The sequence below is a fragment of the Pseudomonas sp. GM41(2012) genome, from assembly GCF_000282315.2.
Taxonomy (GTDB): Bacteria; Pseudomonadota; Gammaproteobacteria; order Pseudomonadales; family Pseudomonadaceae; genus Aquipseudomonas.
In genome coordinates this window covers 1,372,056-1,389,034 of record NZ_AKJN02000006.1, presented here as the reverse complement: position 1 = coordinate 1,389,034, position 16,979 = coordinate 1,372,056, and the positions used below count along the sequence as shown (strand labels likewise).

The window sequence follows — 16,979 nt, the reverse complement described above, 5'->3', positions numbered from 1 at the left end:
TCCCTCTTCCTTGGTTGAGTGTTGGGCAATCAATGGGCAGCGGGTTTTGAATCCGGCGGACGGTGCCGATGATGTGTCACGACCCTGTAAGCACATTGATGGCTTCACGGTAGACGGGTCGTGCAGTGCGGCGAAGTGTCTTGGCGTTACAGTCAGAAGGGGTATTGGCGCCGGTGCAGATCAGGAAGTAACAGCCGGCGTAACGGAGTTGTATCAACGTTCGGGGAGGTTCCAGCTCTCGCGGATTTGCTCGTATTCCGCTTCGGGCATTTGAACCAGCAGAGGGGACTGGCGAGGATCCAGCCAATCGAACAAGCGAGAAATATCCGCTGGGTCCATGGCGGTGCAGCCGAGCGTCGGCGAGGTGGGGCCGCGCCAGATGTGGAAGAAAATGCACGAGCCCGAGGCGGGGGACGCCGGCGTATTGTGCTCGATGAAAATGCCTTTTCGATACATGTCGTCATCGCGACGCATACGTTCGGAGCTGTTCCAGTCTTTCGAAACAGTCGCTCCGTCGACCAGCTCGTTATAGCGTGCGGAGTGGCTGTCATCCACGCATTCGATGGTCGAGGTCAGCGCCAGGTAAGGCAGTTTTGTCTCAGCCGTGCTGTCGTAGCCAAATGCCGTTCCCAGTTTGAACACCCCGGCAGGCGCTTTTCCATCGCCTTCACGTTTGACCGGACCTTCGCGTTGCTCAACGCTGCTCAGGCCCTTGCCCCACGCCAGCCCGCTCTTGCCGACCACGACCGGAAATGACCCTTCGTATTTTCGAAAGCTGTTGCCCTGCCGTTCATAACGCTGGGCCGTGCCCTGGATGTCAGTCCAGTTTTTTGTGGTGACCACAATCAGCTGATTGGCGGTGTCGAGAACATCGCGTGCACCCAGCGGCGTGATGGGGAAGTCCATGACGTTCTTCGGCGAACCTTCCCCGCTGTAGGTGAAGTGCCACCATTCCTTCGAGTACCCGGTAAACCCTTCTTTCTCCATGGCCCTGCTGAGCTTCTGGCGATTTTCTGTGGCGGCAGCGCTGATCGTCGGGTTGTCGGTATGCGCGCGCTCATCAAAGCAATCGAACCCTGTGCCCATGTCGAGCGCGCCGTCGCGCCAACGCTGGTCATAAGGGGCCGTGCAATCGACTTGCCCGGCTGAAGGTGTCCAGGTCTCGGCAGGCAGGGCATCCGGACCGGTCAGTGTCAGGTCCACGGTTGAGCCTTTGGAGTGGTTCGACACACGGGCCACGTAACCCAGGCGCCAGAAGTCCTGCTTGTCCACACGCGGATAGAACTCGGCCTTGCGCGGGTCACCCGGCTCCGACGCAAAACGCCCCATATCGGCAACGGCACGGCTCGGTCGATAACAGTCAAACACCTTCAAACCGTAGCCCTGCGCCCGCAACGCTGTTTGTACCCGAGCGAGGGCCTTGGCGGCGTCCAGCGATAACAGACACTGCGCCGCGGCGTAACCGTCGAGTGGGTGCCCGGTGAAGTTGTGAGCGCTGGCATAGCGAATGTCTTGCTCGATGCCCGGATCAATCGTACGCAGATACACCATGTTCTCGGGTCGTGTCTCTGCAACGGCGATGCCGGGCACGACAATGCTCAGGCACAGGATCCATCGCAGCCAGGTCCGCGTGAGCAGGCTGCGTGAACGAAGCGAAAACAGTGTCGAGGAGGGTAGAGGCAGATGGGTGCAGAGACGGGGCATGCGAGGCTCCAAAGAGGCCGATCCTCAAGCCGGATCAGGCGGGCCGTTAAGGAATAAAGCGGTAGCCAACCCCCCGTTTCAGTTACCCGATGACGTGGACGACTTGAACCGTTTGTCAGGCGTACAAGCCATACCCTGCCGCGATGATCAGCGGAGCAACCAGCAGCGTTGCCCAGAACCCCGATTTTGGAACAGCAATGACGCAAATGATCGAGATCATCAACACATAGAGGCCAACAATTTTAAGTAGCGCGAGATCGCCAACGGCTACGGCGTGAATCGCTGTCTGCCCTGCGAGCATAAAAAGCGGTCCCAGCATGGTAAACCAGAGGGCAGTGCGTCGATCTTCGTGCGCTCTGAATTGGTCAACGAATCCAGAGTCTACAGCGGCGGCGAATGCCGTTTTGAACTTGATAATACCGAATGGAACATGGAAGACGCCCAAGGCGAACAGGGTCCATGCGACGATGTTTGACATGTCTTATATGCTCCGTAACGGTAAGGCTGGATAAGTGCCTGACGTTTGGTTAAGGGAGCGCGGCACGGTCCCGGTTTTATCGCGTAACGTCCAGCAACCGAAGAAGATAAATAAATCAGCTCTCAGGGGAATTGATCGAGTCTAGACCAGGTTCAGCCGCTAGCTTCAATCGGTCAGCTTTACTAATGTATTTAGACTTGTTGGCCGGTGCCAATTTGGCACTGGCCTTTTTTGCGTGAGCCTTTAATAACTGCTGTATTTTTTTACGACGATTCATGTTTTCTACTCGGCTTGTAAGTCTTGAATGGTGGCAGAGGTTGGTGCACGAAGCCCAGGGAATTAGACAGGGCTTCACTGCGTCTTCGAGCATGCCTCCTGCCGAACCGGCGTCCATGATAATCACCGCCCCCTCGGAATTCGATGGCGTTTCATGAAAAGTTGTCTGAGTGGATGAGAAGTGGGTGCTGATCTTGAGATCGCTCAATCATCGACTGAGGTCAGCATGCCATTAACCACTCTCTTGCGTTGCAATGATCCCTTAAAAGATCGCAGCCTTCGGCAGCTCCTACAGGTATACACGATCCCCTGTAGGAGCTGCCGAAGGCTGCGATCTTTTGGGGCCGCTACGCAGCCAGCGGAAGCAAGCTCCCTCGCCACAGGGTTAGCGTCACGCTTAACTAGCAATCAGCTTCCAGCCCGTTTATTCAACGCCTCTTCCGCCGCGGCAATTTCAGCCTGACGCTTGACGATCATGTCGCCAATCGGCGGCCCCTGGAAGCGTCGAGCTTCAAAACCGAACCAGACGATGGCCGTCAGCACCAGAAAGCCGATGGTGATGTACAGCGCCCAATCGTTCGGTGGCTGGATGCCGATGACGAAAATGATCACCATCGAGAGGATCGAGAGGATGGCGAACACGGAGTACCAGAAGCGTCCCATGTTCCACGGCCCCATGGTTGGCCACTTCGACGTCCCGAAGGTAAACAGGCCCAGCACGATGGGAATGATGAAGGAGAAGAACAGGAAGATCACCGTGCAGGACACCACGATGGTATAGACCGGCGTTGCGCCGACCGATATCACCGACGATCCCCAATCGAACAATACCGCCAGGGTGGCACCGGTCCAGATCGCAGCCACCGGGCTGCGATAGGTAGGCGAAACTGAGGCCAGCGCTTTCGAGCAGGGCAGGCCACCGTCACGGGAAAACGCGAAGATCATGCGTGAAACCGAGGTCACGGTTGCCAGCCCGCAGAGGAACTGCGAGATGAAAATCGCCACGTACAGCGCGAGCTTCACGGTTGGGTTGACCTGCGTGTTCATGGCCCAGAAAAATACGTTCCAGCCTTGCTTCGCCGCCTCATCCATGTTCGGCAGCATCAGCACGAACGAACTGAGCATGACCCAGCCGAACAGCAGCGACCAGACCACCGACATGACCATGCCGCGAGGCACCGACATGGCGGCATTTCGGGTCTCTTCCGAGGTATGCGCAGAGGCGTCATAGCCGGTGATGGTATAGATCGGCAGCAGCAGGCCGAGCATGAAAATCCAGCCGTTCGACACCTGTGGCCAAACGCTGCCGCCAGCCTCGCCGGAATAGTTGCTGAAGGTCCATAACCGGGCGAACTCATAGCTGGGCGCCGAGATCAGGCAGACGATGGTCAGCGCGAGCGCCGTGGCGAAGATCAGATAGCCCGAGAAGTCGGTGAGCTTCGCCGTCAGGCCGATACCCAAGTGGTTACACAAGGCCTGGATACCGGTCAGGATCGCCAGGAAAATCACCCGGGTCGTGGTGGTGTCTTCCATTCCCAGTGCTGGTCCGAAGGCGCCGAAAAAGAAGTAATAGGTGCCGACGTTGATCGCACCGAGCACGGTGACCAGCCCCAGCAAATTGAACCACGCAGTCAGCCAGCCGGTGAAGCGGTTACCGAGAATCGAACCCCAGTGATAGAGGCCGCCAGCGGTGGGGTAGGCCGAGGAAATCTGCGCCATGGCCATGGCGAAAACCCCGGAGATCAGGCAACCGATCGGCCAGCCGATGCCGATTGACGCACCGCCCGCACCCGAGGTGCCCTGGGCGAGTGAGTTGATGCCACCCGAGAGGATGCAGATGATCGAAAAGGAAATGGCAAAGTTGGAGAAAACGCCCATGCGTCGCGAGAGCTGCTGGGCATAGCCCATGCTGTGCAGCACCTTGACGTCATCGTCTTGCGGCGCGCTCGTGCCGGGCTGGCTTGCTGGATTCATGTTGTGTGCCCCTTAGGTTTTGATACGCATCCATCCGGGTTTACGTTGTCGGACGGGCTGGCCTTCAACCCCTTGTCGTACTGCTCCTGTTTCTAACGGATAAACCCCGTCCATGCTGCGCGTTCGCACCTTGGCCATGGACAGTCAACTGCTCCTACAGACGGCCGTGGTACGCCGCTTCGAAAATTTCTGCCGCGCCATTTCGGGTCAATGGCAGCGGGTTGCCGCCGGCGCAGGGGTCGACAATCGCCATGTCCGCGATCAGGTCGGCCTGCCGGTCATCCACCCCCAGCTCAACCAGCGTATGGGGCACGCCGATGTCCTTGCGCAACTTGAGGACGAAGGCCAGAAAACTGTCGAAGCCGGGCGAGGGCAGACGCAAATAAGCGGCGAGGCGGGTGATGCGTTCCTCGATGGCCGGGCGATTGAATTTCAGGACATAGGGCATGAACGTGGCGTTGGTCATGCCGTGATGGGTGTCGTACAGGGCGCCCACCGGATGTGAGAGGGCGTGCATCCCGCCCAGACCTTTCTGGAAAGCGGTAGCGCCCATCGCGGCAGCCGCGAGCATTTCCGCTCGCGCCTCCAGGTCCGAGGGTGTGTGTACGGCTCGCACCAGGGCATTGGCGACCAGGCGCATGCCTTCCACCGCAATCCCTTCGGCCATGGGGTGAAAGCCGGGGGCGCAATACGATTCCAGACAATGCGCAAACGCATCCATGCCGGTGCCCGCGGTGACTTTGGCCGGCATGCCGACGGTGAGGGCCGGGTCGCTGATGACCACGCGCGGCATCATCTTCGGGTGGAAGATGATGCGTTTGGTGTGCGTACGCTCATCGATGATTACCGCCGCACGGCCCACCTCGGAGCCGGTACCCGCCGTGGTCGGCACCGCAATGATCGGGGCGATGCTGCCTTCGTCGGCGCGGGTCCAGTAGTCACCGATGTCTTCGAAATCCCACACCGGTCGGGTCTGGCCGCTCATGAAGGCGATGAGCTTGCCCATGTCCAGGCCACTGCCACCGCCGAAGGCGACCACGCCATCGTGTTTGCCGGCGCGCCAGGCGTCGAGCCCGCCCGCCAGGTTGGCTTCGACCGGATTGGGTTTAAGGTCGCAAAACAGCGCGACGCCAAGGCCGGCGGCGCGCAAGGCGTCCAGCGCTGAAAGGGTGATCGGGGCACGCGCCAGGCCACTGTCGGTGACCAGCAACGGTCGCTGGATCCCTTGGCTGCGGCAGATCTCGGCAAGTTCGGCGATGCGGCCGACACCGAAGCGGATGCTTGTGGGGTAGTTCCAGTTCGCGGTCAGGCTCATGGCTCAGATCTCGTGGCGCAAATGGAAGGATTTCGCGCGGGTCAGGTGTTCATAACCCAGGCGCGACAGCGTGACGCCGCGCCCGCTGTTCTTCACGCCGGTCCAGGCCAGGGCCGGGTCCAGGTAATCGCAGCGGTTCATGAACACGGTGCCGGTGTCGATCTCGTTGCCCAGGCGTTCGGCGGCGGCAAGGTCTTGCGTCCAGATGGACGCGCTGAGCCCGAACTCACTGTCGTTCATCAAGGCAATGGCGTCGTCGTCGCTGGCCACCGGCATGATGCCGACCACGGGACCAAAGCTTTCCTCGCGCATCACCGACATTTGATGGGTGACGTCGACTAATACTTGCGGCGCGAGGTAGGCACTGCCCGGTGCGTCGGCGGGAAAGGTCTTCGGATCGATCAGTGCCTTGGCGCCTTTTGACAGTGCTTCGGCGATCTGACCCCGAACGAATTCAGCGGCGGCCGGATTCACCAGCGGGCCGAGGGTGGTGGCTTCGTCCAGTGGGCTGCCCAGCACGTATTGGCGAGTCAGTGCGACGAAGCGTTCGACAAACGCGGGGTAGATTTTTTCATCGACATAGATCCGTTCGACCGCGCAGCAGCTTTGCCCGGAGTTGAAGTAGCTGCCATCCACCAGGTTTTCCACTGCGTGTTCGAGGTTGGCGTCTGCGCGGACGTAGGCCGGGTCTTTGCCGCCGAGTTCCAGGCCCACGCCGAGGAAACCTCCGACGGCAGCATGTTCCATGGATTTACCGGCTTCGACCGAGCCGGTGAAGTTCACTTGCTGCACGCGTCCAGAGGCAATGATCGCTCCGGTATTAACATGACTGAGCAGCAGGTTCTGGAACAGTCCTTCGGGCAGATGGGCGCGGCGAAACGCCTCGGCGAACCGTTCGCCGACCAGCAACGTTTGCGACGCGTGTTTGAGGATGACGCTGTTGCCGGCCATCAGCGCCGGGATAATCGTATTCACCGCAGTCAGGTAGGGGTAATTCCAAGGGGCGACGACCAACACCGTACCCAGCGGTTCGCGTTTGATATGGCGTCGAAAACCGTTAATAGGCGTGGGTTCAATCGCTGCCAAGGCTTCAGGCGCAATCGCGATCATATGCCGGGCACGCTCTTCGAAACCGCGCAGTTCGCCAGCACCAAAGCGCACCGGGCGGCCCATCTGCCAGGCCAGTTCCGGCACGATGTCAGCCTTCATGGCCAGCATCGCGTCCACCGCGGCGTTGCAGAAGACGGCGCGTTCGCTCAGTGGCCGGCGTTTCCATTGCGCCTGGGCAGCTTCGGCCGCTGCCAGCGCCTGGTCGATTTGCGCCGCATCGGCGCAGCGGCGTTCGGCATAGACCCGGCCATCGACCGGTGAGATGAGTTGAATCGTTGAAGTCATGATGGCGGTCTCAATAACGTTCAAACCCGCGCTGCAGTTCCCAGTCGGTGATCCGCCGGTCGTACTCTTTCTGCTCCCATTCGGCGGTGTGCACGTAGTGGTCGATCACTTCATCGCCGAACGCTTCGCGCAACATGGTCGAGCCCTGAAGTGCGGCGCAGGCTTCGCGCAGGGTCTTCGATACTTCAGGCAAGTGTTCGTCGACGTAGGCATCGCCCTCGAAGGGCGGCGCGAGGCTGAGCTTCTCGTCGATACCGGCCAGTCCCGCAGCGATCAACGCGGCGAAGGCCAGATAAGGGTTGAGGTCGGCACCGCCAATGCGACATTCGATGCGGATGGATTTGCTGCCTTCCGCGCACAAACGGAAACCTGCGGTGCGATTGTCCCGACTCCACACCGCCCGGGTCGGGGCAAAGGTGCCGGCCTGAAAGCGCTTGTACGAATTGATGTAGGGCGCGAGAAAACAGGTGATGTCGTTGGCGTATTTGAGCTGCCCGGCCACCCAGGAACGCATCAGTTTCGACATGCCGAACTCAGCCTTGGCGTCGAAGAACAAAGGCTTTTTACCGTTCTTGTCCCACAGCGAATTGTGGATGTGGCTACTGGAACCGGCGGCGTCATAGCGCCACTTGGCCATGAACGTGATCGCCTTGCCCTGCAGTTGCGCGATCTCTTTGCAGGCGTGCTTGATGATGACGTGGTGGTCGGCCATGGTCAGCGCATCGGCGTAACGGATGTTGATCTCTTCCTGACCCGGTCCCCATTCACCCTTGGAGTTTTCCACGGGAATGCCGCTGGCCTGCAGATGCTTGCGAATCGCCCGCAGCACCGGCTCTTCGCGGGTGGTCTGCAGGATGTTGTAGTCCTCGATGTAGTGACCGGCCGTTTTCGGCTTGTGGTAGTTGCGCTCGTGGATGGCCTCGTAGCTCTCGTCGAACAGATAGAACTCCAGTTCCGAGGCGAACATGCCGGTGTAGCCGCGCTCGCGCAGTCGCTCGACCTGCTTTTTCAGGATCGCCCGCGGGCTGTGCGGCAGGTCGCGCCGATGGTGATGATCGAGCACATCGCAGAGCACTAGCGCCGTGCACTCAAGCCAGGGCACCCGTCGCAACGTGGCCATGTCGGGTTTGAGCACAAAGTCGCCATAACCTTTGCTCCAGCTGGCCGCGGCGTAACCCGGCACCGGTTCCATGTCGATGTCGTCGGCGAGCAGGTAATTGCAGCAATGGGTTTCTTCATGGCCGCTGTCGATGAAAAACTCGACCTGGAATCGTTTGCCGACGAGTCGGCCTTGCATGTCGACCATGCAGACCAGAACGGTATCGATCTCGCCGGAGGCGGCGGCACGCTTGAGTTGATCAAAACTGAGGAGGGGCTCGGTCATCACGTAGTCCTGCGTGAATTGTTTGGGCCTGTCTGAAATAGCTGTTGCAGACGCTCTCCAGAACCAACCAAAACCTGCAGACGCGAGCATCGTGTGCAATAAGCTGCTGTAAGCGTAGCCTACTGTTGCAGTGTGCAAGTTTCGCAAATCGCAGCCTGATGACTCGGGCGTAAAGGCGCGAATTGATCGCCCTCCAACGCGAGGAAACAAACATGACAAAGAAGAAAGCGCACAACACCTACCAACGTCTCGAACAGCAGTACCCGGATTACCTGGCCGCCGTGGAGGCCTTGGGTACGGCGGTGCGTCATACCGGCCCACTGGAAGAGATCGTTGTCCAGCTGATCCAGCTCGGTGCCGCGGCGGCCATCCGCTCTGAGGGCGCGGTGCACAGCCATACCCGACGGGCACTGGAGGCGGGCGCCACGCCAGAGCAGATCCGTCACACGCTGATTTCCCTGACCAGCACGATCGGTTTCCCGACTGTCGTTGCGGCCATCAGTTGGGCGGACGATGTGATTGAGACGTGAACGTGTTGGCTGAACGACAACACACCGGTTCCCCCTGAACCTCAGCGATGGGATGCGTCCCGGCTGAGGTATCGGGCCCGTTTACGCCCTTTGTATAACCCTCGCTTCTACTTATTCATAACCTGGGCTGTTTGCTCCCAAACCCGGCTGCGCCTAGGTTAGCGCTTAGCCGAGCTTCAAGCTTTGCGTAAAAGAACAACAACAAGAGAAGCGAAAAATGCCTGTGATAACCATCGGTATGGTGGGAATCGGCCAGCTTGGCCTTCCTATCGCAACCAACCTGCTTGCGGCCGGATTTCGCGTTGTCGGTTACCGACGTCGAGATCGTGAAGCCTTCATCCGTCAGGGTGGCATCGCGCTCGAAAGCCCAGCCGCCGTAGCGGCGCAATCAAACTTCATCCTCACTTGCCTGCCCAGCGAAGTGGCCCACATGGGAATCATGGAGGGGCCTGATGGCCTGCTTCAGTCCATAGGACCGCAGCACACGCTCATCGAGATCGGCACCTATCACAAAGCCTTCAAGCAACGAATGGCTCAGCGTATCGAACAACGTGGTGCGCGGGTGTTGGAAGCGGAGGTCAGTGGTACTCCATCCATGGTTTCCCTACGCAAGGCTTCCTTGTTTCTGGGCGGTGACCCTGACCTGGTGGAGCACTGCAAGCCGGTACTCGATGCGATCGCCGACATCCAGTTCCACATCGGTGGGTTTGGGTGCGCAGTCGCAATGAAATTGATCGCCAACTATCTCGTGACTATCCACACCTTGGCCGCAGCCGAGGCGTTAAACCTTGGCGTGAAAGCAGGGTTCAGCGCACAGCAGGTGGTTGAGGTCATACGCCAAAGCGCGGGTGGTTCAACGATGTTCAGCGCAAGAGCACCGATGATGGCTGATCGTCACTTCCTGCCGGCGCCAGGACCTTTCGCCACGCTGGAGAAGTACATCGATATGGCCAGTGAGCTGTCCGAGGAGCTCGGTAGCGCCGCGCCTTTGTTCAACGCCGCCAAGCCTTACTTTCAACGGGCTATCAAAGAAGGCATCGGTGAAGAAGACATCTCGGCAGTGATCAAGTTGATCGAGGCCGACTCCCAGGCTGATTCCCAGAAACATTCCAAAAAAGAGAAAACAACATGCTGATCGAACAACGCACCTATCAACTCAAGCCTGGCGCCCTGCACGAATTCCTGCGTGCTTACGAGGAGGAGGGGCTGCCACTTCAGGGCGAGGCGCTGGGCAATCTGATCGGTTATTTCAAGCCGGAAACGGGGGACATCAATCGGGTCATTCAGTTGTGGGGATACTCCAGCTATGAGGACCGTGCCCAACGCCGCGCGGCGCTGTCCAGCGACCCAAGGTGGCGCGCGTTCCTCGGCAAGAACGGCCATCTGGTGGTTGCCCAGCAGGTGGAACTGCTGAGCGCCGCGCCCTTTTCCCCTATCCGTTAAGAGGAGCATCCAAAATGATTCGTTCTCTACAACACGTAGGCGTGACCGTTCCAGACCTGGAAGTAGGTCGTTCCTTCTACGAAGCTGTCGGGCTCGAAGCCCGCATGGCAGGTGAGCATTTGGTGTTGCGTTGCAAAGGGCGCGCCCAGGATCAAGTGCGGCTGATGCCTGGTACTACAAAGCAACTCAGCTACATCTCGTTTGGTACCGATGCTGAGGGGTTGCAGACTATTCGCGAAAATCTGAGCTATCACGGTGTGGTCATCCATCCGGCACCGTTTGATATCGGGCAAGAAGGGCTGTGGTTTCGTGATCCATCCGGCGATTGGGTTCACGTCACCGACGCCGACTCCATGCCGCTAGCTCCTTTGCCGACGCCAGAGTCGAACACCCCGGGCCGTTACCGTCGCATCGGTCAGCGCGGGTGCACACCGTCCTCGAAGTTGCGTCGAGTGACACCGTTGCGCTTGGGTCACTTGATCAAATTCACCCCCGATGTGGATCGTTCGATTGACTTCTATACCCGGGTGCTAGGGATGAAAGTCTCTGATCGCGCGGGGGACAAGATCGCCTTTCTGCGGTGTGGCTGTGGCGGTGATCACCATGTACTGGGCCTGGCCAAGAGCAGCCATAGCGGCCTGCACCATCTCAGTTTTGAGGTGATGGGTATTGATGAGATCGAATTGGGCGCTCAACACCTGATGAGCCTGGGCTATGAAAGCGCATTTGGCCTGGGTCGGCATGTGGCAGGCTCCAACTACTTTCATTACATCCGCGACCCTTGGGACAGCATGGTCGAATACTTCTGGGACATCGATGTCATTCCCGAAGATGACAGCGAATGGCTGGCTATCGACGGGGCACCACCAGACCTGATCGCCGTGTGGGCAACCAATCCACCTCCTGAGACGTTCATTCAGAACTTCGAGGCGGCGCGTGATGAGTGACAGCTCTGCGACCAAGGAACTGCTGGCAGGGATGTTGAACAAGCCGCTGTTCGTGGTCATGCGTACGCCACGGGATCTGACCCGCGTACCAGAGCTGCTGGACGCCCACTTGAAGTGGGCGATTCTGGCGCAGCAACGCGGCGAGTTGTTTGCTTCCGGACCCTTTGTCTCGGATCAGACCTTTCCCGGTGAACTGGGCGGCATGAGCATTCTGCGTGCAGCGGATCAGGCCGAAGCGCTGCGCATCGTCCAGTCAGATCCCTTTATTGCCCAGGGTGTTTATGACGTAGAGGTACGCAAGTGGCTGCTCATGGAAGGCGGCCTGACGCTCCACGTCAGCTTTTCCAACCAACGCTTTTCGCTCCTGTGATGGTGGCCCCATGAAGTATCAGCTTTTCACCTATCGGACGGATGTCCAGTCAAACGCTACCGGCCTGCTGGTTGGCGAATATGCCTATGATCTCGGTCAGCTTGTGGCCACGGCAGGCCTTGAGTTGCCGACAGCTTCCATCGATACATTGCTCGATAGTTGGGAGACGTCCAATCCGCAGCTGCAAAAGCTTGCAGTGGCGGTGTTTGAAGCGCCAGCGCTCTATGAGTCGCAGCGGCTTGATCTTGCCACTTTGCACTTTGCTCCGTTTCTGGAACGTCCAGGCACGATCTATTGCGCGGGAGCAAACTATCGTGACCATGTCGAAGCCATGGCCCGTGCGTTCAACATGAAACTGTCGCTGGATCCGCGCAGCGAGGGCATTGCTCCCTGGCATTTCATCAAACCCGGCCGCGGCAGTCTGGTCGCACACAAGCAAGCGGTGGACTTTCCGGAAGGTGTCCGCATGCTCGATTGGGAAGCCGAGTTGGCGGTGGTGATCGGCAAGAGAGCATCGCGCGTCTCCATTGAAGATGCACTCGACTATGTGGCGGGTTACACCTGCGCCAATGACCTGTCCGCGCGTGATCGACTGCGCCGCGAGCAAGTCGATCCGAGCTCGCCGTTTCGCTTCGACTGGATTGGACACAAATGCTTCACCGGTTCTTGCCCACTCGGCCCGTACCTGACGCCAGCACAATTTGTGAAAGACCCCGAGAACTTGAATATCAAGCTGTCGAGGAACGGCGCGTGGGTACAGGATTCCAATACCCGCAACCATATGTACGGCGTTGCAGAGCAGATTTCCTATCTGAGCCAGACCATCGACCTGTTTCCCGGTGATGTGCTGTTGACGGGAACACCGGCAGGCGTGGGCATGGAAAGCCACACATTCCTGGACCGCGGCGATGTATTGAAAGTCTGCATCGAAGGGCTCGGCGAGCTGGAAACCACTATTCGCTAATACCGTGCTGACGGCCGGGCAATCAGTGCCCGGCCATTGAATAACTCAACTGTTTGCAGCGTCCTGACAAATGACGGTGTGCATCGCTGCACCTGAAATTTGCCAGCCGTTTTTAAGTAACGCCAACGCTGAAAGTTCCAAAAAAACTCTCCTCCGTAATACAAAAATAAAAATGGAACATGAGATGAACACACTAAAATCACCTACCTTGCGCGCGTCAAACGTCTGGATCAGCACCCTCTGCATCGGTCTTCTTTGTGTTCCGCTTGCCCAGGCAACAGAGGGCGGCGGCAGTTCATACCCACTGGGTGTGAATACGGTCGGCGCGGGAAAGATGCCACCGCCAGGCTTTACCGAGTTCTTCTACTTGTCCGACTACAGTGCGAACAAAACGCTGGACGGCGAGGGCGATAAAAAACAAGGTATTCACAACTTTGACCTTAATGTCCAGGCACTGTCGATACGCGTGGATTACGTCTATCAGGACTTCTCGATACTGGGTGCCAAACTGGCCAGTCGCCTTGCCTTGCCCTTGATCAAGGGTGACATCAGTTTCGATGTCGATACGCCTCGTGGTCGCGTTCATCGCAGCGACCATCAAGAAGGCGTCGGCGATCTGACGGTGGTTCCATTTGTATTGGGTTGGAGCTCTCCACGGTACCACCAGTTACTCGGCCTGGATGTGTTTGCGCCCATCGGTTCCTATGACAAGGACCGCCTTTTCAACCCGGGTCGAAACACATGGGCTTACGGGCCCTGGTATTCATTTACCGCCTATCCGCTGGAGAATCTGGAGGTCAGCGCCAAGCTCATCTACATGATCAACGGCGAGAACTCCGAAACCAACTATCGCTCCGGCCGTGAGTTCAACGCCGACTACAACATCGGCTACAACATCACCCGCGAATGGCAGGTAGGCGTGAACGGCTATCTGTACAAGCAGGTCAGCGATGATGAGAAGAATGGCGAGACCTACCTGGATGGTAACCGTGGTCAAGTCGCCGCGATCGGCCCCGCGATCAAATACCAGACCCCGGCAATCGGGTTTGTCATGAAATGGCAGCACGAGACAAAGGTCGAGAACCGAGCCGAAGGTGATCGAATCTGGCTGCAGGCCGTTTACCGATTCTGAACGTCACCTCCTCCCAGGGAAGCCATAAACAACATGGCGCCCCTTGAATGAACATCACTGTCCAATAATTAGAACCAGGTGAAATCATGACTGGAATATCCAAGTGGCACGTACTGATCGGTGGATTCATCGCCTACCTCTTTGATGCAATGGAGATCATCCTGCTCACGCTCGCTCTACCCGTTATCCGCCAGGACCTGGGTTTCAGCCTCCATGAGGTGGGTGCGCTGGCTAGCGCTACATTGCTGGGTATTGGGGTGAGCGGCGTTGCCACAGGTTGGTACTCCGACAACTTCGGCCGGCGCAAGGCATTGATTGCATCGCTGGCGATCTTCGGCGCACTGACCTGTGTCTTTGCATTCGCTCATGATCTCTACGTAATGGCGGGCCTGAGGTTTCTCTCAGGTCTTGGGCTCGGCGGGGTATGGACGATCCTCTCGGCTTATATCGTCGAAACGTGGCCGCCCAAGCAACGCGCCAGAGCCATATCCTTCGTGATCAGTGCCTTCCCGATTGGCGCCATCGCGGCTGCCCTGGCGGCAAAGTTCATGCTGCCGGAATGGCGTTTGATGTTTTTCGTGTCCGGCGCCGCGGTGATATTGCCGATCATTTATGTGTATTTTCTGATTCCTGAATCGCCGGCCTGGAAGGCTCAGCGCGATACTCAGGGCACTGCTGCGCAGCGGATATCGGTCAGGGAGATTTTTTCGCCTGAGCTACTTCGTTACACCCTGCTGGGGTCTCTTGCAGCCAGCTTCGCGTTGCTTGGCTCCTGGGGCGTCAGCACGTGGCTGCCCACCTACCTGATACAGGACCGTGGCTTGACTGTGGCGTCGATGACCAGCTTTATGGCGGTGCTCCATCTCGGGAATTTCTTTGGCCTGAACGTATTCGGTTTCATCGCCGACCGCATTGGCAAGCGGCTTACGATTGTCATATCGCTGTTGCTGACATCCATGATGGCGCTGGTCTATGTCTATACCACCCAGACCCAATCGCTGATCTGGATCGGGGCGGGGTACGCATTTTTCATGGTGTTCGCAGGGTTGTTCGGTTCTTACTTCAGCGAGATGTACCCGATCCGGGTGCGAACGCTGGGGGCGGGCTTCTGTTTCAACATGGGCCGAGGGTTGGCGGCTTTTGCCCCCGTGCTGCTCAGTGGCATTGCCAGCTTTTATAGCCTGGCAGCGGGATTGATCGTCTGCGCCGGCTTCTACGTCATCTCCGCAGTGTTCGTGATCTCCATGCCAAGGAATAAAACAGTGGGCGAGATGAGTACTCAGGCTGCCGCTTCAGACATTGCCAAGGAGGCAATCGGTTGACCTGATTCGTGAGTGCCAATGCCTCGTATCTACGGATACGGGGCATTTTTTTTTCCGGAAAAGGCTGATATCTCTATAAGCATTTCAGATAGTGAGAATAACTAATATTTGCTTCTTTTATTTATTGGGCAACGGGAAGATGAATCCCAGACAACAATAAATAAGAGGACATCCCTCATGATCAACCTGCATGACATTCGATACATACGGTTGGGTACCGCGAATCTGGACGAAGCGCGTCGCTACGCCACTCAGGTTCTCGGACTGCAGATCGCCCGAGAAGCCAACGACGCGGTGTACTTCCGATCGGACAGTCGCGACCACACGCTCTGCTATTACGAGGGCGATCCGCAGGAAACCACGACAGCGTTCGAGGTCAGGACAGCGCAAGACCTGGAAGACGCCGCGGTGTTGCTGGAGCGTCATGAATTCGACGTACAGCATGGCTCGCGTGCAGACGCTGAAGTGCGTTATGTCGACGACTTCATTCGCTTCAAGGATCCCAGCGGCAACAACATCGAACTGGTCTTGCGTCCCCATGCCAGCGGGCGACGCTATTTCCCGAGTCGCGATGCCGGTATCACCGGTTTCAGCCACATTGGCTTGCGCACCCTGAATGCCCGGCGTGATGAACTGTTCTGGACTCAGCTGGCAAACGCCAGGGTCAGTGACCGAATTGGCGAGGCGCCGCTACTGCGCATCGACGAGGTCCATCACAAGATCGCGTTGTTCCCTTCGTCCCATCCCGGTGTGCAACACATCAACCACCAGGTGGAAACCGTCGATGACTTGATGCGCGCCTACTACTTCCTGGTTGAGCGGGGCATTCGCATCCTCTTTGGCCCGGGCCGCCACCCCACCTCGGGCGCGATGTTCCTCTACTTCGAGGGACCTGACGGCATGACCTACGAATACTCGACAGGGGTTAGCCTGATCTCTCCAGAGAATGATGCAAGCCACCAGCCTCGGCAGTTTCCGGCGGAGGGTGCGGGATTCTGCGCCTGGGGTGCGAAGCCTGACATTCCGGAATTCAAATCGTGAGTCGCTTGCCAACCCCCAGCCGCGAACAGCAATCGCAAGTGCGCGTGGCCGCGCGCGCCTTGTCCCGCGCCGGTCTGGTGCACGCCTACGGACACTGCAGCCTGCGGCTGGATGAGGAGCATTTTTTGGTTTGCGCAGCGCAACCGATGGGTTTGATCCGGCCGGGCGAGCCAGGCGTTGTGGTCCCGATCAAAGGTGAGTTGCCCGAGGGTGTGCTGGGTGAGGTCCGCATCCACCAGCAAATATACCGTCGCCGCCCGGATGCCCATGCGGTGATCCGCAGCATGCCTGCCCAGGTCATGACCCTGTCCTGTGCAAGGCTGACACCTCAACCGCGCCATGGAATGGGCAGCTATTTCCAGTCGCCAATCCCTCTGTGGGACGACCCACAGCTGCTGCGCAGCGACGAACAGGCCAGCGACCTGGCCGATCAATTAGGACAGGGAAACGCCCTGGTCATGCGTGGCAATGGCGCCATCGTCGTTGGCGCGTCACTGATCGAAGCGTTGACGCTGACCTGGTACCTGGAAGACGCCGCGCGGATTGAATTGCAACTGCACAGCGCAGGTCTTGCCGCTCAAGGGCCGGTACTCGACGCGCAAAGCTGCGCGCAACGGGCTGTCACCAGCGGCCGAATCTACGAACGCATGTGGGAATACCTGACGGCGGGCGATCCCGAAGCCAGCGTTCCAACACTCTAAAAC

At 58.4% G+C, this 16,979-nt stretch carries 16 protein-coding genes and 1 pseudogene; 10 read left to right on the top strand and 7 right to left on the bottom strand.

What is annotated here, in order from left to right:
* Positions 1 to 213 precede the first annotated feature (213 nt).
* The 7 genes from PMI27_RS19650 to PMI27_RS19675 all read right to left on the bottom strand — a co-directional run bounded on the left by PMI27_RS19650 (position 214) and on the right by PMI27_RS19675 (position 8,526).
* Positions 214 to 1,704, bottom strand: a complete 1,491-nt coding sequence (locus PMI27_RS19650) for a M15 family metallopeptidase (protein WP_008157213.1) — start codon at positions 1,702 to 1,704, stop codon at positions 214 to 216.
* Between the two features lie 115 nt (positions 1,705 to 1,819).
* On the bottom strand, positions 1,820 to 2,182 hold the full coding sequence (locus tag PMI27_RS19655; RefSeq protein ID WP_008157214.1) for a DUF6463 family protein: 363 nt from the start codon (positions 2,180 to 2,182) through the stop codon (positions 1,820 to 1,822).
* A 115-nt stretch (positions 2,183 to 2,297) separates the two neighbouring features.
* A complete protein-coding gene (locus tag PMI27_RS30325; protein ID WP_008157215.1) occupies positions 2,298 to 2,459 on the bottom strand; it encodes a DUF2986 domain-containing protein in 162 nt (53 codons plus the stop codon).
* 407 nt (positions 2,460 to 2,866) lie between these two features.
* Positions 2,867 to 4,432: an amino acid permease gene (locus tag PMI27_RS19660; protein WP_008157175.1), complete on the bottom strand. Its 1,566-nt coding sequence runs from the start codon at positions 4,430 to 4,432 to the stop codon at positions 2,867 to 2,869.
* 154 nt (positions 4,433 to 4,586) lie between these two features.
* Positions 4,587 to 5,747, bottom strand: coding sequence for an iron-containing alcohol dehydrogenase (locus PMI27_RS19665; RefSeq protein WP_008157173.1), 1,161 nt, complete (start codon positions 5,745 to 5,747; stop codon positions 4,587 to 4,589).
* A 3-nt stretch (positions 5,748 to 5,750) separates the two neighbouring features.
* Positions 5,751 to 7,142, bottom strand: a complete 1,392-nt coding sequence (locus tag PMI27_RS19670; RefSeq protein WP_008157171.1) for an aldehyde dehydrogenase family protein — start codon at positions 7,140 to 7,142, stop codon at positions 5,751 to 5,753.
* 10 nt (positions 7,143 to 7,152) lie between these two features.
* Positions 7,153 to 8,526, bottom strand: a complete 1,374-nt coding sequence (locus PMI27_RS19675) for a glutamine synthetase family protein (RefSeq protein ID WP_008157169.1) — start codon at positions 8,524 to 8,526, stop codon at positions 7,153 to 7,155.
* 212 nt (positions 8,527 to 8,738) lie between these two features.
* On the opposite strand from PMI27_RS19675, the gene PMI27_RS19680 reads away from it, so the two are divergent.
* The 10 genes and pseudogenes from PMI27_RS19680 to PMI27_RS19725 all read left to right on the top strand — a co-directional run bounded on the left by PMI27_RS19680 (position 8,739) and on the right by PMI27_RS19725 (position 16,976).
* Positions 8,739 to 9,056 (top strand): carboxymuconolactone decarboxylase family protein, encoded by a 318-nt coding sequence (locus tag PMI27_RS19680; RefSeq protein WP_008157167.1) that lies wholly within the window; start codon positions 8,739 to 8,741, stop codon positions 9,054 to 9,056.
* Positions 9,057 to 9,264: 208 nt separating this feature from the next.
* Positions 9,265 to 10,191: pseudogene (locus PMI27_RS32325) on the top strand (NAD(P)-dependent oxidoreductase); the annotation flags it as partial.
* Positions 10,185 to 10,499, top strand: coding sequence for an NIPSNAP family protein (locus tag PMI27_RS19690; protein WP_008157163.1), 315 nt, complete (start codon positions 10,185 to 10,187; stop codon positions 10,497 to 10,499). The pseudogene PMI27_RS32325 and the gene PMI27_RS19690, both read left to right, overlap by 7 nt.
* Before the next feature lie 14 nt (positions 10,500 to 10,513).
* The gene (locus tag PMI27_RS19695; protein ID WP_008157161.1) at positions 10,514 to 11,446 is read left to right on the top strand and encodes a VOC family protein; all 933 of its coding nucleotides are present in this window, start codon (positions 10,514 to 10,516) and stop codon (positions 11,444 to 11,446) included.
* Positions 11,439 to 11,816: a YciI family protein gene (locus PMI27_RS19700; protein WP_008157159.1), complete on the top strand. Its 378-nt coding sequence runs from the start codon at positions 11,439 to 11,441 to the stop codon at positions 11,814 to 11,816. The genes PMI27_RS19695 and PMI27_RS19700 overlap by 8 nt, the downstream gene beginning before the upstream one ends.
* 10 nt (positions 11,817 to 11,826) lie before the next feature.
* A complete protein-coding gene (locus PMI27_RS19705; RefSeq protein ID WP_008157157.1) occupies positions 11,827 to 12,780 on the top strand; it encodes a fumarylacetoacetate hydrolase family protein in 954 nt (317 codons plus the stop codon).
* 184 nt (positions 12,781 to 12,964) lie between these two features.
* Positions 12,965 to 13,912, top strand: a complete 948-nt coding sequence (locus tag PMI27_RS19710; RefSeq protein ID WP_008157155.1) for a SphA family protein — start codon at positions 12,965 to 12,967, stop codon at positions 13,910 to 13,912.
* Positions 13,913 to 13,998: 86 nt separating this feature from the next.
* A complete protein-coding gene (locus PMI27_RS19715; protein ID WP_008157154.1) occupies positions 13,999 to 15,234 on the top strand; it encodes an MFS transporter in 1,236 nt (411 codons plus the stop codon).
* A gap of 177 nt (positions 15,235 to 15,411) precedes the next feature.
* Positions 15,412 to 16,275: a VOC family protein gene (locus PMI27_RS19720; protein WP_008157152.1), complete on the top strand. Its 864-nt coding sequence runs from the start codon at positions 15,412 to 15,414 to the stop codon at positions 16,273 to 16,275.
* Entirely contained in the window at positions 16,272 to 16,976 is a 705-nt protein-coding gene (locus PMI27_RS19725) for a class II aldolase/adducin family protein (protein ID WP_008157150.1), read from the top strand. Before PMI27_RS19720 ends, PMI27_RS19725 begins: the two co-directional genes overlap by 4 nt.
* Positions 16,977 to 16,979: the final 3 nt, after the last annotated feature.